Raw genomic sequence first — 22,378 nt, forward strand, 5'->3', positions numbered from 1 at the left:
TCATTTGCGCAAGGTGAATTGATTTCTCATAAGAGCTTATCTAGTCACAATGCTTAAATTCGGAGAGCGTAATTAAATTCTTATCGTCTACTTATATTCTTAACTTCTAACAAGCTTAAAACCACTTTGGCGTTGTATGGTTAAGCCTCACGGGTAATTAGTACGAGTTAGCTCAATGCCTCACAGCACTTCCACATCTCGCCTATCAACGTTGTAGTCTTCAACGGCCCTTCAGTTAACTCTAAGTTAAAGTGAGAACTCATCTCGAGGCTCGCTTCCCGCTTAGATGCTTTCAGCGGTTATCGATTCCGAACGTAGCTACCGGGCAATGCTATTGGCATAACAACCCGAACACCAGCGGTTCGTCCACTCCGGTCCTCTCGTACTAGGAGCAGCCCCTCTCAATTCTCAAACGCCCACGGCAGATAGGGACCGAACTGTCTCACGACGTTCTAAACCCAGCTCGCGTACCACTTTAAATGGCGAACAGCCATACCCTTGGGACCGACTTCAGCCCCAGGATGTGATGAGCCGACATCGAGGTGCCAAACACCGCCGTCGATATGAACTCTTGGGCGGTATCAGCCTGTTATCCCCGGAGTACCTTTTATCCGTTGAGCGATGGCCCTTCCATTCAGAACCACCGGATCACTATGACCTACTTTCGTACCTGCTCGACGTGTCTGTCTCGCAGTTAAGCTGGCTTCTACCATTACACTAACCGTACGATGTCCGACCGTACTTAGCCAACCTTCGTGCTCCTCCGTTACTCTTTGGGAGGAGACCGCCCCAGTCAAACTACCCACCAGGCACTGTCCTCAATCCCGATTAGGGACCTAAGTTAGAACATCAACACTACAAGGGTGGTATTTCAAGGACGGCTCCACACAATCTAGCGACTGTGCTTCAAAGCCTCCCACCTATCCTACACATGTAGGGTCAATGTTCAGTGCCAAGCTGTAGTAAAGGTTCACGGGGTCTTTCCGTCTAGCCGCGGGTACACAGCATCTTCACTGCGATTTCAATTTCACTGAGTCTCGGGTGGAGACAGCGTGGCCATGGTTACACCATTCGTGCAGGTCGGAACTTACCCGACAAGGAATTTCGCTACCTTAGGACCGTTATAGTTACGGCCGCCGTTTACCGGGGCTTCGATCAAGAGCTTCGACAAATGTCTAACCCCATCAATTAACCTTCCGGCACCGGGCAGGTGTCACACCGTATACGTCATCTTACGATTTTGCACAGTGCTGTGTTTTTAATAAACAGTCCCAGCCACCTGGTCACTGCGGCTCTCGTTTGCTTACGGAGTAAATCCTTCACAAACAAGAGCGTACCTTCTCCCGAAGTTACGGTACAATTTTGCCTAGTTCCTTCACCCGAGTTCTCTCAAGCGCCTTAGTATTCTCTACCTGACCACCTGTGTCGGTTTAGGGTACGATTCGATATAAACTGAAGCTTAGAGGCTTTTCCTGGAAGTAGGGCATCAACAACTTCACTACCGTAGTAGCTCGTCTCGACTCTCAGCCTTAGCGACCCGGATTTTCCTAAGTCACCAGCCTACAGCCTTTCACATGGACAACCAACGCCATGCTTGCCTAGCCTGCTCCGTCCCCCCATCGCATTTATACCAAGTACGGGAATATTAACCCGTTTCCCATCGACTACGCTCTTCAGCCTCGCCTTAGGGGTCGACTCACCCTACCCTGATTAACATGGGATAGGAACCCTTGGTCTTCCGGCGTGCGGGTTTTTCACCCGCATTATCGTTACTCATGTCAGCATTCGCACTTCTGATATGTCCAGCATGCCTCCCGGCACACCTTCAGCCACTTACAGAACGCTCCCCTACCCCGCGAACATAAGTTCGCAGCCGTAGCTTCGGTGGTATGTTTAGCCCCGTTACATCTTCCGCGCAGGCCGACTCGACTAGTGAGCTATTACGCTTTCTTTAAAGGATGGCTGCTTCTAAGCCAACCTCCTAGCTGTTTTAGCCTTCCCACATCGTTTCCCACTTAACATACACTTTGGGACCTTAGCTGACGGTCTGGGTTGTTTCCCTCTCCACGATGGACGTTAGCACCCACCGTGTGTCTCCCGGATAGTACTTTACGGTATTCGGAGTTTGCAAAGGGTTGGTAAGTCGGGATGACCCCCTAGCCTTAACAGTGCTCTACCCCCGTAAGTATTCGTCCGAGGCTCTACCTAAATAGATTTCGGGGAGAACCAGCTATCTCCCGGTTTGATTAGCCTTTCACTCCTAGCCACAGGTCATCCCCTAACTTTTCAACGTTAGTGGGTTCGGTCCTCCAGTCAGTGTTACCTGACCTTCAACCTGCCCATGGCTAGATCACCGGGTTTCGGGTCTATACCCTGCAACTTAAGCGCCCAGTTAAGACTCGCTTTCGCTACGGCTCCCCTAAATGGTTAACCTTGCTACAGAATATAAGTCGCTGACCCATTATACAAAAGGTACGCAGTCACCCTCGAAGGGCTCCTACTGCTTGTACGTACACGGTTTCAGGTTCTATTTCACTCCCCTCACAGGGGTTCTTTTCGCCTTTCCCTCACGGTACTGGTTCACTATCGGTCAGTTGGGAGTATTTAGCCTTGGAGGATGGTCCCCCCATATTCAGTCAAAGTTTCACGTGCTCCGACCTACTCGATTTCACTTCAGATAAATTTTCGTGTACGGGACTGTCACCCTGTGTCGTCCAACTTTCCAGAAGGTTCCACTAATTACACTGAAGCTTAAGGGCTAATCCGATTTCGCTCGCCGCTACTTTCGGAATCTCGGTTGATTTCTTTTCCTCGGGGTACTTAGATGTTTCAGTTCTCCCGGTTTGCCTCTTACAGCTATGTATTCACTGTAAGATACCGCTAAGCGGTGGGTTTCCCCATTCGGAAATCTAAGTCTCAAGTGCCTCTTACTGGCTTGACTTAGCTTATCGCAAGTTAGTACGTCCTTCATCGCCTCCAACTGCCAAGGCATCCACCGTGTACGCTTAGTCACTTAACCATACAACCCAAAATGGTTTGTATCGTCAAAGACAGTTTTAACTTCGCCAGAAGTTAAGTAATACTAAAGTAGACGCTAATTAATCAATTAAATGATTAATCGGCATTTTCTTTCGAAAACTCTGAATAACAATTGCTTGTTATTCGAGAATTTAATTATCAGCTTTCCAAATTTTTAAAGAGCAATATTAATTAGCTATTAAAGCTAACTAACAATCATCTGTGTGGACACTTCGAACAAATCTGTTCTAAATCGTTAAGGAGGTGATCCAGCCCCAGGTTCCCCTAGGGCTACCTTGTTACGACTTCACCCCAGTCATGAATCACTCCGTGGTAAGCGCCCCCCCGAAGGTTAAGCTACCTACTTCTGGAGCAACCCACTCCCATGGTGTGACGGGCGGTGTGTACAAGGCCCGGGAACGTATTCACCGCGGCATTCTGATCCGCGATTACTAGCGATTCCGACTTCATGGAGTCGAGTTGCAGACTCCAATCCGGACTACGACAGACTTTAAGTGATTCGCTTACTCTCGCAAGTTCGCAGCACTCTGTATCTGCCATTGTAGCACGTGTGTAGCCCTACACGTAAGGGCCATGATGACTTGACGTCGTCCCCACCTTCCTCCGGTTTATCACCGGCAGTCTCCTTAGAGTTCCCGACCGAATCGCTGGCAACTAAGGATAGGGGTTGCGCTCGTTGCGGGACTTAACCCAACATCTCACAACACGAGCTGACGACAGCCATGCAGCACCTGTATCAGAGTTCCCGAAGGCACCAAACCATCTCTGGTAAGTTCTCTGTATGTCAAGTGTAGGTAAGGTTCTTCGCGTTGCATCGAATTAAACCACATGCTCCACCGCTTGTGCGGGCCCCCGTCAATTCATTTGAGTTTTAACCTTGCGGCCGTACTCCCCAGGCGGTCTACTTAATGCGTTAGCTTTGGAAAAGTTGCCCGAAGACCCCAGCTCCTAGTAGACATCGTTTACGGCGTGGACTACCAGGGTATCTAATCCTGTTTGCTCCCCACGCTTTCGTACATGAGCGTCAGTGTTGACCCAGGTGGCTGCCTTCGCCATCGGTATTCCTTCAGATCTCTACGCATTTCACCGCTACACCTGAAATTCTACCACCCTCTATCACACTCTAGTTTGCCAGTTCGAAATGCAGTTCCCAGGTTGAGCCCGGGGCTTTCACATCTCGCTTAACAAACCGCCTGCGTACGCTTTACGCCCAGTAATTCCGATTAACGCTCGCACCCTCCGTATTACCGCGGCTGCTGGCACGGAGTTAGCCGGTGCTTCTTCTGTAAGTAACGTCACAGCTAGCAGGTATTAACTACTAACCTTTCCTCCTTACTGAAAGTGCTTTACAACCCGAAGGCCTTCTTCACACACGCGGCATGGCTGCATCAGGCTTGCGCCCATTGTGCAATATTCCCCACTGCTGCCTCCCGTAGGAGTCTGGACCGTGTCTCAGTTCCAGTGTGGCTGATCATCCTCTCAAACCAGCTAGGGATCGTCGCCTTGGTAAGCCATTACCTTACCAACTAGCTAATCCCACTTGGGCCGATCATAAGGCGAGAGCCGAAGCCCCCTTTGGTCCGTAGACATTATGCGGTATTAGCCATCGTTTCCAATGGTTGTCCCCCACCTTACGGCACGTTCCCAAGCATTACTCACCCGTCCGCCGCTCGTCATCTTCTAGCAAGCTAGAAATGTTACCGCTCGACTTGCATGTGTTAGGCCTGCCGCCAGCGTTCAATCTGAGCCATGATCAAACTCTTCAATTAAAAGTTTTTTGTTTGAAGTAAACTTCAAACCATGCTCAATGAATTCTGATTTTGTTTGTTTCTACTTTTGAAAAAGTAAAATCAAAACGAATTGACTGTTATAGTCACTCAGTTACATTTGAGACTCTAAATATTTTGTTAGAACTCAATCTGTACGAGTGCCCACACAGATGATTGCTTCATATTTTTAAAGAACAGTGTAACTAACTCTTGGTTAGTTACCGCAGCGTTGCTGCGAAGTGGAGCGCCATATTAACCGCTTCACTTTTAAAGTCAACTAGAAAATTTAATTTTTTAATTAATCTTTCAATTTAACTTTAACTTTCATTTTGGTTTGCGTTTTCTCTCGCAGCCCGCCGTGTCAGTGGGTGCGCATTATAGGGAGATTTAAGATTGGCGCAAGCGTTTTTTTAACAAAAAACGGAAAAGGCGTTCATTTGAGCAAATAGAGAACAAAGAGGTGGTTTTTTCGACTAAAATCAGCCGTACTCGTTAAAGAGTACGGCTCACATACTATTAATTTTGTACTTACTTAAAACTTGTACTCAATACCCAAACCTAAGTAATCTTCTTCTGTTCCGGCATCTTCATCAACAGATGAATAAAACGCGTATAGTTTTGCAGCTTTTGCAAGCTTATGGTCGATACCAATACTGATACCATCCACATCTTTTGAAGCAGCCGCATCAAAGTCAATCATTTGGTATTGGATCTTAACCGTATTTGCACCAAAGCTATAAGCCGCGTTTACTAAGAAACCATCCGCGGTGCCAGTACCATCTACTTTTTCTTGCTTCTGATACATAGCACCAAGCTTTAAATCATCCGTTGCTTTATATTGACCTGACAAACGTAAAGCATCATAACCTTTTACTTCACTGTCACCCGCAAGCGCTACATAAAACTTAGACTTTTTAAGTTTTGCATCACCGTATGTAACTGCACCAGAGTAGCCGTTTTCACCATCAGTCGCGTCTTCAGCAATAAATGTACCCAGTACTTTAAAACCATTATAACTTGCAGACTTAAATGATAGTGAATCGCCTAAGCGGTTTTCACCTTTCCAAATATTTTTAATATCTGCTTCTAAATCATTAAATAGATCAAGCTTACCTTGAGAAAGTTTAAATGCTGTATCATTACGACCAATAACAACTTCACCATACTTGCCTTTTAAACCAACATATTGGTTACGAGCAGTAATATTGTCATCATCGCCTTTTGAATCAGCATCTGATACATCAACTTGAAATTCTAGCTTGTAAATTACTTCCAGGCCTGAATCTAGCTTTTCAGAACCCTTAAAACCAAAACGTGAGGCATTGCTCTTCACTTCAGTAAATGAGCCGTCTCCTTCATCAGAAGATTGAACAGACAGATTTGCTTTACCGTATACATCAACATCGGCATGAGCATTCAAAGATAGACCACTAAGAATAGAGAGTAGTAATGCTGATTTGGTTAGTTTCATGTGTATTTCCTCAATATCGCAACACGTAATTTATTAGACAGGCGCAGTCTGCCAGCACTAAGTGACAGAAATATTACACGTAAAATAAAAATGACATTTTATTGAAACTGAAAATTCAGCGTTGTGTCATAAATAGGTAATGATAAGAAAATCAGACATGCTGAAATTACTCTGCAATAGAAGCTAATAGATTTACGACTGTTTCTATATGCTCTACCTGATCATTCCCTTTATGATAAGCGACATACACCTCCCGAAAACTACACTCTACAGAATCTACAAAAAACAACTGTTGTTTACGTATTAGTTCTGCTGCGAGCATTTCTGGTAAATAAGCCGAGCCACCACATTGCAAAATAAGCTCTAGGGCTATACGCCCCGTACTAGTACGAAAATAAGGTGGAATATCACTATTACACTGTTTTGCATGCCAAAGTGAAAACGCCGTCCCCCAATCTACATACACATACTGTTTGCCAAAAAAGTCATCTCTATTTGTATAATTAAATGTACTGACAGGAATTATAGACAAGTTTTTAACTTGTCTAACGATTAATTCATCAACTTTAGGGGGATCAAATAACACAGCAATGTCCAATGTGCGCTCCAACAATAGCCTTACACTCTCCTGATGCGCCTTTACTTCTGCCACCAAAGAGACACCCGGCATAGACGACACTATTTGATTGATACCAAAATGCAGATAAGCATCCCATATGTTTGGTGTGCCAGCCAACGACAATTGCTGCTGCCTATTACTCGCTAATGCGACATCAAGCCTTGCCCTTTGTATCGCTGTTAATAGCATTTTCGCATGAGGCAACAAGCGCTCTCCTGGCGCCGTCAGCTGAATATTGTTACGCTGGCGCGTAAATAAACTCACACCTAAATTTTGTTCTAGCTGCCTAATTCTGAAGCTGACAGCTGATTGAGTAATATACAAGTTTTCAGCAGCACGGCCAAAATGACGAGTTTTTGAAACTTCGACAAAAGTTTTTAATAGTTCCTTGTCCATTCCCCTACCTTTCAATAAAAAACTTTCGTTTAAAAAAGCATCACCATTGGGCCATACTCTTGCAAACAAATTGAGGAAAACATCATGGATAAGACTATAGCTGAATTAAAAGAAGCTTTTGCTGCACCTAAGCCCTTTTACGATGATAAGCATTTCCCTAGGGGGTTTTCGAGAAGTGGACATTTTACATTGCTCGAGTCTGAACTTCTGCAACAACATGGACACCTTCTTCGTCGTTTGCATAAACAAGAGACTAAACCAAGTAACCCACTGCAACAGCAGTTTTTTGATACCTTTACACAACACACACCACCTAAGAATCGCATTGAAAAAATTTGGGCTAAATACCTAGACCTAACAACACGGAAACATAAGGTTCATACATTAAGTGTTCAAAACCATATCCACCGAACTCAAAATCATATTGAACAACAGGAAGTAGAACCCAGTTTAGATTAAGATGTTTTCACATTTACCGTATTGCTCTGTCAGATTTAATGTCTACATTGCTAGTTGACGGAGTTTTAGTCTATGAATCTCATATTCTTCATTGCTTTTTTTACGCTTTCAGTTAAAACTGAAGTAAAGAAAAGCTGTTAAGGTTGTGCATGTGTTGAGAAAAGTGCTCATAATTGAAGACACACCAACTATCGCGAAAGTTCAAAAACACATTGCAAGTTCTGTAGGGTACGACGTTGATGTCGCTACAACTTTGGAAAGTGCAAAAAGGTTAATTAACGATCACAACTACTTTTGTGCCGTAGTCGACTTTGTATTGCCCGATGCAACAAATGGAGAGGCTATCCCGTACACCGTAAAAGCAAATATACCGACTATCGTAATGACTGGTAACCTTGAGTCCAGTACCCGAGATACAGTAGATAAATACCCTGTCATTGACTATATAACGAAAGAAAATAAACAAGCATATCAATATTTAAAACGCCAGTTGCAACGTTTACCTCGCAATGAACAAGTCAAAGTATTGGTTGTAGATGACTCAGCGGCGACACGACGACATATAAGCTCTTTATTGCAAAGACATAAATATCAAGTTTATGTTGCTGAAGACGGTATAAAAGCGCTTGCCACGCTTAATGACCACCCAGATATTGATGTGATTATCACCGACAACGAAATGCCTAATATGAGAGGTGAAGAGCTGTGCGCAGAGATCAGACGATTGTACAGTAATGATGACAAAGCCATCATTGGTATTTCCGGCACTGACAATGCTTATTTATCTGCTCGTTTTCTCAAAAGCGGCGCAAATGATTATTTGCGTAAACCGTTTAACCCCGAAGAGTTTTATTGTCGATTAAGTCAAAACGTTGATATGTTAGAAAACATTGCAACCATTAGACGACAAGCAAATACTGACTATTTAACCCAATTACCGAATAGACGCTACTTCTTTGAACACGCCAGCAAACAACTCACAATGAATAGTCGTCAAAGCCATAGTTGCATGCTGGCTATGATTGATATCGACTTTTTCAAAAAGATTAACGACCAACATGGACATGATGCTGGTGATAAAGTTCTACAATCAATCGGTGAATGTTTTGCGAAGTTTTTTGAACACGATCTTTATGCTAGGTTAGGTGGCGAAGAATTTGCTGTGTTATTCCGCTCATTAGATAGTAAGGAAAATGCTCAAAAATTAGAGCAATTTAGATTATTCCTAGAGAAAAGCAGTAGCTCTTTGACTCCGTACCATATTCCATTCACAGTTTCCATTGGCGTGGCAGATAAGATCATTGAGAGTATTGATCCGCTCATAAAAATAGCTGATGAGAAGCTTTACACAGCGAAAGAATCTGGACGAAATCAAATTGCCTTCTAAAGCGTTTATCGTCTAAAGAAGGCAATAGCACATGTATTAACTTTTTACCGTTTTAGACTTGCTCGCTCTCCATGAGTCCAAGCTAAACAAAATCAGCGCCCCCCAAATAAACGCAAATGTTACGGCCCTTTCTACATCAAATACTTCACCATAAAAGATGACCGCTAACATCAACATTAAACTTGGTCCAATATATTGAAAAAAGCCCAGAGTCGAGTACGGTAATCGTTTGGCTGCGGCTGTAAAACTTAATAATGGCAATGTGGTGACAACACCTGCGGCAATCAGTAACACGTTAAGCTCAATGCTGTTTGCAAACATGTCGCTTGTTGCACTTGGCGACATGACAAACCAATAAACCGCCGCGATAGGCAACAAAATAGCTGACTCAATGATTAATCCTGGCAGAGACTCCACCGCCATTTTCTTTCTTAATAAACCGTAAATAGCAAAAGAACCAGCAAGTGAAAACGCGATATAGGGAAAAGAACCAAAGCTGATTAATTGAATTACAACTCCTGTTGATGCAAGCAAAACAGCGATCTTCTGGCCTGTTCTCAGTCTTTCAGATAAAAACAGCATTCCTAGCAAGACATTCAATAAAGGATTTATATAATAACCAAGGCTCGCATCTAACATATATCCATTGTTGACCGCCCATATAAACAGGCCCCAGTTAAATCCTAATAGCAAGGCTGTAACAGCCAGCATCACCATTAATTTTGGATTTACTAAGATACTGTGCACTTTATGCCAATTATTGCGTATACCGATCACAACCATCACAAACACAACAGACCATACAACTCGATGTACTAAAATTTCGAGTGCTTCTACCTGTTCAATTGACTTAAAGTAAATGGGTGCCAACCCCCACATAATAAAAGCGAGCGTCGCATATATATAGCCCTGCGTTGTCTTTGAATCGACCTTCATTTCACACCTTTTTATCACCCATACGCGAAGAAGGCGTGCATTATACAGATATAAAGAGGCATCACCATCTTGCAACTCCAATTCTATTCCCGTACTCAGCATTGTGTTCTTTACAAGAGTGTATTGAACAGCTGCCAACATAAAGTCGTGTCCGCTGTTAACTTGCCTAGAACCTAGTTAGTTCACTTGATTAAAAGTCCTGCAACTCGACTTAAGAATAATCATTAAAGGAAGACAATTACACTAAAACACTCTAAAATGCGCGCAATGGAAACACTTGCTGCACAAAAATCATTGACCCCCCAGTCTGTACTAAAAGAATATTTTGGCTACACAACATTCCGCGCGGGGCAACAAGACGCCATAGAAGCATGCCTAACTGGGCGTGATAGCTTGGTTTTACTCCCAACAGGAGGAGGGAAATCGTTATGCTATCAGGTACCCGCATTGATGCTGCAAGGCGTAACCATTGTTATTTCTCCCCTTATCTCATTGATGCAAGATCAGGTTGCTCAATTACAAGCACAAGGTATCGCCGCAGAGTTTGTTAACAATAGCGTTGAGTGGCAACAGCAACAACAGATCTATCAACGACTTCACAATGGCGAAATTAGAATGCTCTATGTGGCACCTGAGAAAGTGTTACAAAGAGACTTTTTGGAGCGTTTATCAAATATACCTTTGGCACTATTTGCCATTGACGAAGCGCATTGTGTATCTCATTGGGGGCATGATTTTAGACCTCATTACTGCCGACTAAACGAATTAAAACAAGCGTTTCCACTTGTTCCTATAATGGCGCTTACCGCGACAGCAGATATAGCAACAAGAAATGATATCGTTTCACAGCTTAATTTGGCTGATCCTTTTGTTTATACCGGTAGCTTTGATAGACCAAATATCCGCTATACCATCGAAGAGAAATTCAAACCTCTCTCACAACTCATGCGATACCTAAAAACGCAAAAAGGTCAAAGTGGAATTATTTACTGCTCTAGCCGCAGACGCGTCGATGAGATAGCTGAAAAGTTGTCAGAAGGTGGATTTAACGCCGCAGCCTACCACGCTGGTATGGAGAATGAGCAACGCCAATTTGTGCAAAATGCATTTGCCCGTGATGATATACAAATTGTAGTAGCAACTGTCGCATTTGGAATGGGAATCAATAAACCCAATGTGCGATTTGTGCTGCACTACGATATTCCAAAGAGTATCGAGTCTTACTATCAAGAAACGGGTCGAGCTGGTCGTGATGGCCTTGAAGCTGAAGCCATTATGTATTTCGACCCTGCGGATATTGGTCGAGTCAGACGCTTTTTCGAGGATATCCCTGACGAGCAGCGTCGTAAGGTGGAGCAGCAAAGATTTAACGCGATGGCTAACTTTGCGGAAGCCCAAACTTGTCGACGACAAATTTTACTGAATTATTTTAGCGAGTATCAGAGAGAACCCTGCGGTAACTGTGACATTTGCCTAAACCCACCAAAGCATTTTGACGCAACGCTCGTTGCACAAAAAGCGCTCTCTTGCGTGTATCGTGCTGAGCAACGCTTTGGCCTCGGTTACATCGTCGATCTTTTACGAGGCGCCAATACCGCGCGTATTCGCGACAATCAACACCATAATTTGAGTACCTATGGGATTGGCAAAGATCAGAGCAATGAGTATTGGTTAAGTGTATTGAGACAACTAATTCATCATGGCTTATTATTTCAAGATATTACACAAGGCGCGACTTTAAAGCTGACAGAAGCCGCGAGAGCCGTTTTAAAAGGTGACTATGCACTGCATTTAGCAGAGCCAAGGCTGCAAGCAAGCCATGTTTATCAAGACAAACTGGCACAATTTAATTACGATAGAAAGCTCTTTGCTAAGTTACGTAGTTTACGAAAAGAGCTGGCCGATCAGGATGATGTACCTCCTTATGTCGTCTTCAATGATAAAACACTTGCTGAAATGGCTCAGAAAATGCCAACCGATGATAGTGATTTTTTGAAAGTCTCAGGGGTTGGCTTTACCAAACTCACAAAATATGGTGCACCATTTATGCAATTAATCCGCAATTATTTGGCGGCAGAATAAGCAGAGAAATACATGACAAAGATCATTAGCTTAGATGCGCAAGATACACTACAAGTTATACCTGACGAGTTTCCCGATAGTGATGAATTTCAATTATGGGGCAGCGTGTTTCTGACTGTAGACAAATTAGATACTCTAGAATTCAATGAAGGTGCAGATCGGCATCAATGGCGCTTTACTTATTTACAGCAACCATTCTCACTCAATTTTGAACACTACAGTGAAAGTATTTGGATCTGCCCTGAGGGCCAAGAAGCATCCCAACTACTCTCCAGCCTGCATGCACAAATTTGTTCGAATTTACAACAATAATATAGACTTGCAAGAGCATGTATGCCTAACATAAGCCATACTGATAGTAACAGTAGTGTTGGGCATATATATGGTGATATCTCGGGTTTGCTTCTTTTTTGTTGTTATCTACGTCTATGGCTCTCAGTTAGCGTGTGCTCAAGAGCAAAGACGTTCACTAGATAACTGCACAAATATCGCAAATACAAAGCCAACTGCAGACAACTACAGCCTAGAATTAAGCTCAGAGTACTCATTACCTAACGTTAAAAATGCCAAAATCAGTACCGTCAAGCTGCATCAACTTAATGTTTTTGATACGAGTTTACCTGAAGAAGATAATGCCTTATTTAGGTTCGCAAACAGAGCCCATGTCACAACTAAGCCTGAGGTAATAAAAAGCGTTTTGCTGTTTTCTGAACAAAGCGAATATGATCCACAGCTGCTTATAGAATCAGAAAGACTTTTACGTCAGCAATCGTATCTCTATGATGCAAGAATTTTTGCGATAGAAAACTGTGATGGAGATATTGAAGTCACCGTGGTTACTCGTGACCTATGGACTCTGTTACCCGACCTCAGTTTCAGTCGCAGTGGAGGTGAAAATTCCAGCCGAGTCGGTTTTCGAGAAAGCAATTTATTTGGTTACGGTAAGCGCTTATCTTTAACACATATAGAAGACGCTGATCGAAGTGGTTATTTATTTGTATACGATGACCCCAATATTCTCTCGTCCAGATACCAAGGGCGCATCGAGTACTCTGATAATGATGATGGTGAGCGACATCATATTGGCGTTGATTATCCGTTCTTCTCAACTCGAACGCCGCATAGTTATGGTATTTTTAACTATGCAAATAGACGTGTAGAGCCATTATATGAAAATGGGGAAACGGTTTCTGAGTTTGAACAGGATTCAAAAACAAGCCAAATCTACTACGGTATTGCCAAAACGCTAGAAGCAAACTGGACACGGCGAGTCATTATTGGCTACCGAGACCAGCAAGACTCATTCAAGAAAATCAGAGAAACCACATTACCCATAGCTAAACAGCGTCAATTGAGTTACCCCTTCATTCAAACACAATGGCTGGAAACAAAGTTTATTAAAGTTCGAAACTTTGATTCAATATATCGCACAGAGGACCTAAACCTCGGCTGGAACATCAATACGCAAATTGGTTACTCTAATGAGACTTTAAGCGACGATGATACAAGATGGGTATTTAATACGACAATTAGCAAAGCTCATTACGCTAGCGAACATGGTCTTTTTAGGTTTAACTTTACCCTCGACGGCTATTGGAATGTCGAAAGTAATGAGAGTGAAAATTTAATTACGCAATTCAACCTAGAGTACCACCTAAATACAGGCAACTATCAATCTTGGTATACTCAACTCAATATCACACATGGTAAAAACTTAACTGAAGACAAGCAATTAACTTTAGGCGGTGAAACAGGACTACGTGGCTTTCCTGCGAGATATTTACAGGGTGACAGGCGCGTGATCTTAAACATAGAGAAAAGGTACTATTGGGAATATGACCTGTTTCAATTGTTTAAAGTTGGGGGAGCTGCTTATTTTGATATTGGCCGTGTAGATGGTAAGGCCTTATTTAATCCAAATCATCAGTTCTATAAAAACCTGGGATTTGGGATCCGAATGGCGCCGAGTAGAGCGAACTCAAGGTTAGTGCTTCACTTAGATTTTGCTGCACCGATTGATAAACCACGAGGTGTCGATTCAGTACAATGGCATTTCACGGTAAAAAACCGTTTTTAATCAGAAAAGAATTCAGAGTAAGAAATTTACTGGCGCTCTCGACAGGGATCGAACCTGTAACTTAGCTTCCGGAGAGCCACGTGATATCCATTTCACCACGAGAGCACAGCATCTTAAGCTGCTCCATGATAATCACATCTCAATTGAAATACCAGTGTGGAGACGTTTGTATGTCTATTTATTAAACTAAATACGAAAAAATATTCTCAACTCCCCCAAAAGTCATATATTTAGCTATGATTAAAGTTCAAAAATAATAAATGTAATTAGATCTTAGTAGCTAAGCTACCAACATCATCTTGAGGATTTGTATTATGACCCCTATGACCACTGAGCAAGTCGCTGAATTTTTAAGTGTAAAAGTGGAGCGAGTTAGGCGACTAGCAAGAGAAAATTTATTAGTTGCTAAGGAGCATGATGAGAATGGAGAGCCCATATTTGACAAGGAAGATGTTGAGAAATATAAAGAGCTAGCAAAAAGGCTAGGTGGGATTTAACAGCTCTTGCCTCGTGATGTATCAAACCTTACGAGGCAAAGCAACATTATGGTGTTGGCACCACGCTAGAAATTGAGCTAACAAACTTTGACGTGCTTTGCACTCTCCTCGGCTTTCATACCATGCAATACTCAAAATTAAATACACCCCCACATAGAGAGTAAGCTTTTTCATAGCATAACTGGGTAACTGACTCGATTGAATTTGAAAATAATCAACCAACATGTGATATGACTGTAACGATGACAACTCAAAAGAGCAGCACAGCGCAGCTAAATCAAAAAAAAGATCATTCTTTCCTGCATACTCAAAATCGATGAAGCAAATTCCTGACGGCGTATTGAGCACATTTTCCCTGACCAAATCATTGTGACAATAGCGAATATCAGCAGTCAGGTGCTTAATTTCAGATATTAAATAATCGCCTATTTTTACAGCATGCAGCTGTTTAGCCGCTTTTCGCACTTCAGCTGCCAGATCTAGGACATGATGACATTGGCTTGGGTAATGATGGATTTTGACAAGTACTTCTAACAGCTTTTTATCTATCGCAGGGGGAACGTCAACAGTGGTTAGATATTCTAAAACCGCCAATTTTTCTGTTTTATCGATACATATGACCGCTTGAGTGATGCCTTGTACCGCTAACTTATTTTGAATAGTTAACGCTGTTTCTGGTAATTCACCATTAAACACCTTAAGCAAGTAAGGCTTGCTGCCAAGCTCAGCATAAAAATTGATATTGCTAAGCCCTGCTTCAAGCCTATTGAGTTGTTGTACACTTTGATGCGGAAACAACCTACCTAATGCTTCTAACGCATCGGTGTCATCAAAGCTGCGCAACTGTTTTTCCCTCTCGATTACTATGCTCTTCATACCACTTCATATAGCCCCAACATGCCATGAAGGTATAAAAAACATATAACGCAAGCGTTGGGTAGTAACCTTTTAAATAGTAGAGATACATAGATGCAGCATCAATAACCACCCAATATAACCAGTTCTCTAACACTTTTTTTGCAACAAGGTAAGTAGTAACAACAGCAAAGCAAGTTGTAAAACTGTCTAAATAAGGTAGATCAGCATGTGTGTAATTATCTGTGATATATCCCATTAAAATGGCGGTTATACCGGTCGCAATAATAATTTTCACATGCTTAAAGAACGACCAAGAAACAATTTTAGACTCAGTATTTTTATTGCCAGAGCGCCACATCCACCAACCGACAAATGCCATAACCAAATAATAGAAATGTAAAAAGGACTCCATCACTAAAGCCCCATTCCAATACATTATGGTGTAAATCGCGGTGCTAAAAAACGCAGCAGGCCAACACCAAATGTTCTCTTTAATGGCCAATAATAAATAGAGTATTGATAATGCGACAGCTAGGTACTCCCAACTGGACATTGCAGTAAACCCTGCAAGTGTTTCAGTGATTAACTCCATTATGCCTCAGGGGATAAATCGCCAGAAATAAACTTACAAACAAATACACTCTTACCAAATTGTTCAAAGGATGCTTTCATTTCAGCCTGAATAACTGACATCACGACATCAAACTCCCCAAAAACCTGAGTAGACATCGTATTTGTAACTACCGTTAAACCATCATGCTTATTGAGACGCTCAATAAAGGATTTTATGAAAGGAATATAGTCAGAATGAAGTGGGTACTTACTTATTTCAACGGAAAGTTGCATACAATGGTCCAAACTTTTTTGAGTTAATAAATTACCATGCAGTGTACATGCAATTGAGATATAAAAACATATCTCACCTGTCCAAGTTTAAGTTTGGTGCCTTTGTGACAAAACTTCTTGGGTAATAGTTAATCCAATCTTGCTGATAGCGGATCAACCCTTGCTCATTAAAATGTAACACCGTAGTAAAGCGCCATGGCCCCAGTTGCTTTCCATGATATAAAAAGGGGTTAAAAGTACCACGCAACACAGCTGTTCGTTCTTCGATAGACACAATTTTTTGTTCAATTGATAAGGTATGTTGAGAGTTAAGTACCAAAACGTCTTGCGACTGCCAGTTGAAAAACTCCGCTAGTTGCTGCTTACTTGTGACTTTATAGCCATATAACATGTCTTCTAAAACGACATCGTCCGCATAAAAAGATAAAAACCGTTGAAAATCAGTACGTGCTTGATACGTGCTTATGTAACGCTCAAGCGTTTGTTCAAGCTCTGTATTTTTTGTCTCAATCGGTACACTTGTACAACCAAAAAGTACTGAACTAAAGATTAAGGTAAAAATCAATTTGTACATTGTGATCATTTAATTAGTTTTTCTTAATTTGATTAAAACATAAAAAAAGCGCCTATTGGCGCTTTTTTATTTATGCTCCCACAATGCCTAACGGAGTTGCCGTTTTCCAATGGCCGCGAGTAAAGTCTGGTATAGAGACTGACTCACTTCGGTTTGCTACTGATTGCGCAGAAAGAGGCGAAATAACTGACCAAGCCGCCCCATCGTATACATCCTGATCAAGAGGTTCGCCATTTCTCAAACAGTAAATCATTCGCCAAAACATCAAGAAGTCCATACCTCCGTGACCACCGTTGCGTTCAGCCTCTTTACCCATCTTCACCCATAACGGATGATCGTACTTACCGTACCAATAATCCATGTCACCATCCCAGTCATGGAACGACCCTCTTCCCCCTTGCTCTAGTGCAATTCTATTTGGAAAACCTGCAAAAACCCCGTTTGTTCCTTGTATTAGGTTATGACGAGAATATGGACGAGGTGTTGTTGTATCATGCTGGACGACAATAGAACGACCTTTAACAGTTTTAATCATGGTGGTGTTCATGTCGCCACAAATATAATCCCATTGATTACGTTGATGCCCTTTTGGAAACTCTCTTTGAGCGTATGCTGCACGACCTAAAGCGGGAGAACTCATTGAAGTCAAGTAGTCAAATCTGTCCCCACGGTTAATATTCATGTACTGAGATACTGGCCCTAAACCATGAGTAGGGTACAAGTTGCCATCTCTTCGAGTATGCCATTCAGTGCGCCAAGAACCTGTTTTATGCTCAAGCTCTTTCATTTGCCATCGAAGCTCATGGATATAGGCTGCTTCTCCATGCAACAGCTCACCAAAAAGACCTTGGCGAACCATATTCAGAACCATCAGCTCATCACGGCCATAATTTACATTTTCCATCATCATGCAGTTTTTCTGCGTGCGTTCAGCGGTATCTACGATCTGCCACATTTCTTCCACTGTAAGTGCTAAAGGCACTTCTACAAATGCATGTTTCCCACTTTCCATGGTGTCTATGGCCATCGGCGCATGCCATTTCCAAGGCGTTGAGATAATGACAATATCAATATCGTCACGGGCTAACATATCTTTATATGCCAACTCTCCTGTACTGTATAGTGCAGGCTTTTTTAGCCCTTTATCTGTTAAAAATTTCGCAGAACGTTCCAAAACCGCTTCATGAGTATCACAAAGTGCCACAATTTCAGCGCCATCTATATGACTCATACGTTTTACATGACCATAACCACGTTGGCCGACCCCAATGAATGCAACACGCACAATATCCATTTTGGGTGTAATGAGTCCAATAACGGATTTACCTTTTGAGCCCGTTGCGACAGTTTGACCATTTGTCTGTGCGCAGCCTGCAACTACACCCGCTGCTGCTGCCACACCTGCAGCCTTTAGAAAATGTCTTCTATTTATATGCGTCATGAAGGTTCCTAGATTACAACTTGTTTTATCATTTGAGTTTTTATATTTATTTTTAGTATTACTTACAGCTAGAGCGCATGGAACATCTATTTATGTCAGTGAATGCCCTATTTATGACAACGCTATCTTATGCAGCTGAAAGAATCAAAGAGATGCGACTAATTGATGTTCAATAAACAATTATTGCACTGTGAAATAGTCACAGCAGCCCGTCAATGGCATTACGAAATAGCGCAAAGGAATTGAATATTTCTACGGTGATACTTGGATGGTTGAGCATGTGAAAGAAACCAAAAGCGCCTGCGAAGAGAGTGGACAGACGCTCAATTTAACAACCTAGATTGATTTAGTTTATTAACGCTTTCAATTGAGGTTCTTTACGTAATATATCTTGATACAACGCAAATTGATTTCGTGCTCTCTCTAAATTGTGAGCATCATGTTTTGTCGCAAAATAATGATCACCATCTAGGTAATCCGTTAAAAAGCGAATGCCTATCATCAATGGCATAACTTTTGCGCCCAGTATTAAGCTATCACGCTCTGCGTCTGTCAAGTTATCTGCAACTTCAGCAATGTAACCCTTAACAATCGCTTCAAAAATCTCAACACGTACAACTACGTTACTCAGGTTAGTTGAATCTTCCTGCTCTGGTGAGCAAAAAGTGCGCACCATATCGCCAAAGTCATATAACCAATAACCTGGCATACAAGTGTCTAAATCAATTACAGCCTTAGCTTTGTTGGTAGATGCGTCAAACAGCATATTATTGATTTTCGTGTCGTTATGACAAACTCTCAGTGGTAATAATGCCTCTGCTTTCTCAACTTCATGTGCCAATTCATATTGAGATTGGCAAAATTGAATATCTGCCAAACATCCACTTACACGACCAACAGGATCTTGTTCTATCACTTGTTTTAGCTTTTCGATTCTCATCGCCAAGTTATGAAAATCTGGTATGACTGGAAATAATTTTGTCGCATCAAAGTCGTTTAATGCTTTTGCAAAACACCCAAACGCACCAGCAGCTGTTTGCGCTTTTACGGCACAATCGACAACATCTTCACTATAACTTTTTCCAATGAACTCAAGTGCTCTCCACACTTCACCTTGATATTCGACGAGGAACCTTCCAGAGTGCGTAGGGACATGCTTGATAATACCCAACTCGTATGCACCTGCACCAGACTTACCGACTAGGTGTTGCTCTATCAAGCGTGCGTTTTCTACTAATTTTTCTGGCTCAGGAAAGACTGTTGTGTTTAATTTTTGAACTACCAACATGCGTTCGCTATCTTTTAGCAGCATAGTCGTATTAATATGACCACTGCCGATCGGTTTCATTGATATTTCTTCACCGCACAAGCCATATTGCACAGCCAAATGCTCGGCGATCGAACGATATTCCATACTTACCCTATAAACTGGCTTTTTAACTAAACTTACGGCTAATTCATCCGTGACGTAGTTCATAAATTTTTCCTGCGACACTATCTAATTCTTCTTTGTAAGTAACACCAAACCATCTATCTTTTGCTACATATACTCGGACAGAGGCTTGGTTCAAATTAATCATATGCTGAATACAATCGGGTAGATAATACTCTTTTTTGACATCGCTGTCATGAGATTCTAAGAATAGCTCAAATTGCGACTCTAATTTGTCAAAAAGTGATTGAGTAACTCCCCAACAAGTCATCGAAGCAAGGCTATTCTCTTTAATTGGTGTTTCTTGATTGTCAAAGATACCGATATAACCTTCATCGGCTTGACGTATATTTAAATACTCATGCACTTGCGTAAGGTAGTTATCAGACAAAGCACATACGCCCCTATTGACACCACCAAGTTCTGACATTGTTTGTGATAAAGGATAGGCTACTATCGCCATTTCGCTAGTATTTTGATCTATATTACAAAAATGTGCGAATAGTTGAGTGTAGGCCCCGGCACCATAATAATCGTCAGCAGTAATCACGACTGCATTGCCAGCAACAAAAGATCTTGCACATAGCAAAGCATGCCCTGTTCCCCATGGCTTCATGCGCTTATTTGCGATGTCTTCAAAGCGCGATGGCACCATACTCACCGACTGCACAGCCAAATCTACTTTCAATGGTTTTGGGAGCCGAGGTAAAATCACATTTTCTATCGCCGGTCTGACGGCTTCATTTATCACTAGAACAACATGTCGAATACCAGCTTTGTAGGCATCCTCTATGCTAAGCTCCATGATTGTCTTACCCAATATAGGTAGCTCTGCTATCTGTTTGCCACCACCAAAACGGGTACCTAATCCACCTGCCAGTACAACCAGAGTTGGTATATCTGCGCTTGTCATTAAATTTTAATTTAAAATTGAAAACTAACGCGCAGTCTACCTAGCTTTTTTACAAAGTTAAAGCAATTGCAAAAATTGCATTGTTCCAAAATGGCTTTTTTTGTCAGACTTGTGCATTTTATGATTAAAGTCATTATTTATATTCGCTGACAGAGGTACTTTGTCTCCAAATATTCATCTATGCCTTCAGCGCCACCTTCACGACCTAAACCGGACTCTTTCATACCACCAAAAGGGGCTGCTGGATTCGAAATAGCCCCCTCATTAATGCCAAGCATGGCAAAATCAAGGCCTCTCGAAACACGCGCGATTTGCTTTAGACATGACGAATAAAAATAAGCAGCCAGACCAACATTCACCTCATTAGCCATCGCCATGACTTGCAATTCTGAATCAAAGTCGATCAGTGTGATGACTGGGGCGAATATCTCATGATGATAGATATCCATGTCTGAATTAACTTTATCTAGGATCATGGGTGACATAAATGTGCCAGCTTGCTGCTTTTCACTGCTCTGAATAACCTGTGTCGCACCGTGCTCAATGGCATCCTCAACCAGCTGTTTGGCTTTAGACTTTGCGGCCTCAGTGATCAAAGGCCCTATGTCAAAGTCTGCATTTAAACCAGACCCAACTTTTAACGACGCAACACGACGTTTAAGTTGTGCAACAAATTCAGCTTTAATATCGCGATGTACGAATACACGGTTAGCTGCAATGCATGTTTGCCCTGCGTTACGAAACTTCGCAATCATTAACCCATCGACAGCAGACTCAATGTTGGCACTTTCAAAGACAATAAATGGCGCATTGCCTCCAAGCTCCAATGAAGCTCGTTTCATGGTATCCACACATTGGGTATAAAGTAACTTGCCAACTCGCGTCGACCCTGTGAACGTTAACTTTCTAATGGCTGATTTGCTATTCAGATGTTCAATTAATGTCTGTGGCTTATCGCTTACTAATACTTGAAAAGCACCTTCTTCGATACCCGCTTGTAACGCTAGTTTGGCCAGTTCAATCGCACTTATTGGCGTCAATTCTGAGGGTTTTAAAATAAAACTACACCCTGCGGCATAGGCCGGTGCCACTTTTCGCGTGATCATCGCCAAAGGAAAATTCCATGGCGTAATCCCAAGTACAATCCCGACCCCTTGCTTATGTGAAGTGACTTGGTGATTTGGCGTATGAGGCGGAATGACAGTACCATAGGATCTTTCAGCCTGCTGAGCAAACCAGCGTACATAACCTGCGGCGTAAACCACTTCGGCTTTAGACTCTTGTATCGGTTTGCCTTGCTCTAGGGTAATGATCTCTGCCAGACGAGATTGGTTATCCATAATCAGCTGATACCATCTATACAAAACGGTGCTACGCGTCTGAGCTGTGGTTGTTTTTAATTGCTCGAAGCACCCACTGGCAATCTCTACAGCAAAGTCTGCATCATCTATGTTGGCTTGTGTTACATTCGCCAACAAAGAGCCATCTGCTGGGTTATATACTGATAACAAATCACCACGGTTATGGTCTGCGCCATTGATGATTGAATGTAAAGTCTGTCCTGTGTTAAACATCATGCTAC

At 42.2% G+C, this 22,378-nt stretch carries 17 protein-coding genes, 1 tRNA gene and 2 rRNA genes; 6 read left to right on the plus strand and 14 right to left on the minus strand.

Features of this window, described 5'->3' with window-relative positions; translation table 11 throughout:
• Positions 1-136 precede the first annotated feature (136 nt).
• The 4 genes from JF50_RS23895 to JF50_RS23910 all read right to left on the minus strand — a co-directional run bounded on the left by JF50_RS23895 (position 137) and on the right by JF50_RS23910 (position 7,294).
• Positions 137-3,019: ribosomal RNA gene (locus tag JF50_RS23895) — 23S ribosomal RNA — on the minus strand.
• Positions 3,020-3,275: 256 nt separating this feature from the next.
• Positions 3,276-4,808 (minus strand): 16S ribosomal RNA (locus JF50_RS23900).
• Together the 16S and 23S rRNA genes form the textbook arrangement of a ribosomal RNA operon.
• A gap of 532 nt (positions 4,809-5,340) precedes the next feature.
• A complete protein-coding gene (locus JF50_RS23905; RefSeq protein WP_039611787.1) occupies positions 5,341-6,279 on the minus strand; it encodes a porin in 939 nt (312 codons plus the stop codon).
• Between the two features lie 166 nt (positions 6,280-6,445).
• Entirely contained in the window at positions 6,446-7,294 is an 849-nt protein-coding gene (locus tag JF50_RS23910; RefSeq protein ID WP_039611788.1) for a LysR family transcriptional regulator, read from the minus strand.
• Positions 7,295-7,378: 84 nt separating this feature from the next.
• Between JF50_RS23910 and JF50_RS23915 the strand changes: the two genes are divergently transcribed.
• Positions 7,379-7,753, plus strand: a complete 375-nt coding sequence (locus tag JF50_RS23915) for a DUF413 domain-containing protein (protein ID WP_039611789.1) — start codon at positions 7,379-7,381, stop codon at positions 7,751-7,753.
• A 151-nt stretch (positions 7,754-7,904) separates the two neighbouring features.
• A complete protein-coding gene (locus JF50_RS23920; RefSeq protein ID WP_039611790.1) occupies positions 7,905-9,140 on the plus strand; it encodes a response regulator in 1,236 nt (411 codons plus the stop codon).
• A 36-nt stretch (positions 9,141-9,176) separates the two neighbouring features.
• Here JF50_RS23920 and rarD read toward each other — a convergent pair whose 3' ends face one another.
• Positions 9,177-10,076 carry an EamA family transporter RarD gene (gene rarD, locus JF50_RS23925; protein ID WP_039612177.1) on the minus strand — a complete coding sequence of 300 codons (900 nt, stop codon included), beginning with the start codon at positions 10,074-10,076 and terminating at the stop codon, positions 9,177-9,179.
• A 258-nt stretch (positions 10,077-10,334) separates the two neighbouring features.
• Between rarD and recQ the strand changes: the two genes are divergently transcribed.
• The 3 genes from recQ (at position 10,335) to JF50_RS23940 (ending at position 14,235) form a co-directional block, all read left to right on the plus strand.
• The gene (gene recQ / locus JF50_RS23930; protein ID WP_080760340.1) at positions 10,335-12,158 is read left to right on the plus strand and encodes a DNA helicase RecQ; all 1,824 of its coding nucleotides are present in this window, start codon (positions 10,335-10,337) and stop codon (positions 12,156-12,158) included.
• Positions 12,159-12,170: 12 nt separating this feature from the next.
• Entirely contained in the window at positions 12,171-12,470 is a 300-nt protein-coding gene (locus JF50_RS23935; protein ID WP_039611791.1) for a DUF3630 family protein, read from the plus strand.
• A 70-nt stretch (positions 12,471-12,540) separates the two neighbouring features.
• Complete coding sequence (locus tag JF50_RS23940) at positions 12,541-14,235, plus strand: BamA/TamA family outer membrane protein (protein ID WP_039611792.1); 1,695 nt, start codon at positions 12,541-12,543, stop codon at positions 14,233-14,235.
• A gap of 30 nt (positions 14,236-14,265) precedes the next feature.
• On the opposite strand, the gene JF50_RS23945 is transcribed toward JF50_RS23940, so the two are convergent.
• A tRNA-Arg gene (locus JF50_RS23945) sits at positions 14,266-14,340 on the minus strand.
• Positions 14,341-14,549: 209 nt separating this feature from the next.
• Here JF50_RS23945 and JF50_RS23950 point away from each other — a divergent pair.
• Positions 14,550-14,732, plus strand: coding sequence for a helix-turn-helix domain-containing protein (locus tag JF50_RS23950; RefSeq protein WP_039611793.1), 183 nt, complete (start codon positions 14,550-14,552; stop codon positions 14,730-14,732).
• 21 nt (positions 14,733-14,753) lie between these two features.
• On the opposite strand, the gene JF50_RS23955 is transcribed toward JF50_RS23950, so the two are convergent.
• The 8 genes from JF50_RS23955 to JF50_RS23990 all read right to left on the minus strand — a co-directional run bounded on the left by JF50_RS23955 (position 14,754) and on the right by JF50_RS23990 (position 22,373).
• The gene (locus JF50_RS23955) at positions 14,754-15,608 is read right to left on the minus strand and encodes a phosphotransferase (protein ID WP_080760341.1); all 855 of its coding nucleotides are present in this window, start codon (positions 15,606-15,608) and stop codon (positions 14,754-14,756) included.
• Entirely contained in the window at positions 15,562-16,182 is a 621-nt protein-coding gene (pnuC, locus tag JF50_RS23960) for a nicotinamide riboside transporter PnuC (RefSeq protein WP_039611795.1), read from the minus strand. Before pnuC ends, JF50_RS23955 begins: the two co-directional genes overlap by 47 nt.
• The gene (locus JF50_RS23965) at positions 16,182-16,436 is read right to left on the minus strand and encodes a YkoF family thiamine/hydroxymethylpyrimidine-binding protein (protein ID WP_039611796.1); all 255 of its coding nucleotides are present in this window, start codon (positions 16,434-16,436) and stop codon (positions 16,182-16,184) included. The genes pnuC and JF50_RS23965 overlap by 1 nt, the downstream gene beginning before the upstream one ends.
• Positions 16,437-16,509: 73 nt before the next feature.
• Complete coding sequence (locus JF50_RS23970) at positions 16,510-17,010, minus strand: nuclear transport factor 2 family protein (RefSeq protein ID WP_039612179.1); 501 nt, start codon at positions 17,008-17,010, stop codon at positions 16,510-16,512.
• Positions 17,011-17,080: 70 nt separating this feature from the next.
• Positions 17,081-18,451, minus strand: coding sequence for a Gfo/Idh/MocA family protein (locus JF50_RS23975; RefSeq protein ID WP_039611797.1), 1,371 nt, complete (start codon positions 18,449-18,451; stop codon positions 17,081-17,083).
• Between the two features lie 346 nt (positions 18,452-18,797).
• Complete coding sequence (locus tag JF50_RS23980; RefSeq protein WP_039612180.1) at positions 18,798-19,865, minus strand: phosphotransferase enzyme family protein; 1,068 nt, start codon at positions 19,863-19,865, stop codon at positions 18,798-18,800.
• A gap of 43 nt (positions 19,866-19,908) precedes the next feature.
• Complete coding sequence (locus JF50_RS23985) at positions 19,909-20,796, minus strand: sugar phosphate nucleotidyltransferase (protein ID WP_039611798.1); 888 nt, start codon at positions 20,794-20,796, stop codon at positions 19,909-19,911.
• 137 nt (positions 20,797-20,933) lie between these two features.
• Positions 20,934-22,373 carry an NAD-dependent succinate-semialdehyde dehydrogenase gene (locus JF50_RS23990; RefSeq protein WP_080760342.1) on the minus strand — a complete coding sequence of 480 codons (1,440 nt, stop codon included), beginning with the start codon at positions 22,371-22,373 and terminating at the stop codon, positions 20,934-20,936.
• Between the last annotated feature and the right edge of the window lie 5 nt (positions 22,374-22,378).

The sequence above is a fragment of the Pseudoalteromonas luteoviolacea genome, from assembly GCF_000814765.1.
Classification (GTDB): domain Bacteria; phylum Pseudomonadota; class Gammaproteobacteria; order Enterobacterales; family Alteromonadaceae; genus Pseudoalteromonas; species Pseudoalteromonas luteoviolacea_H.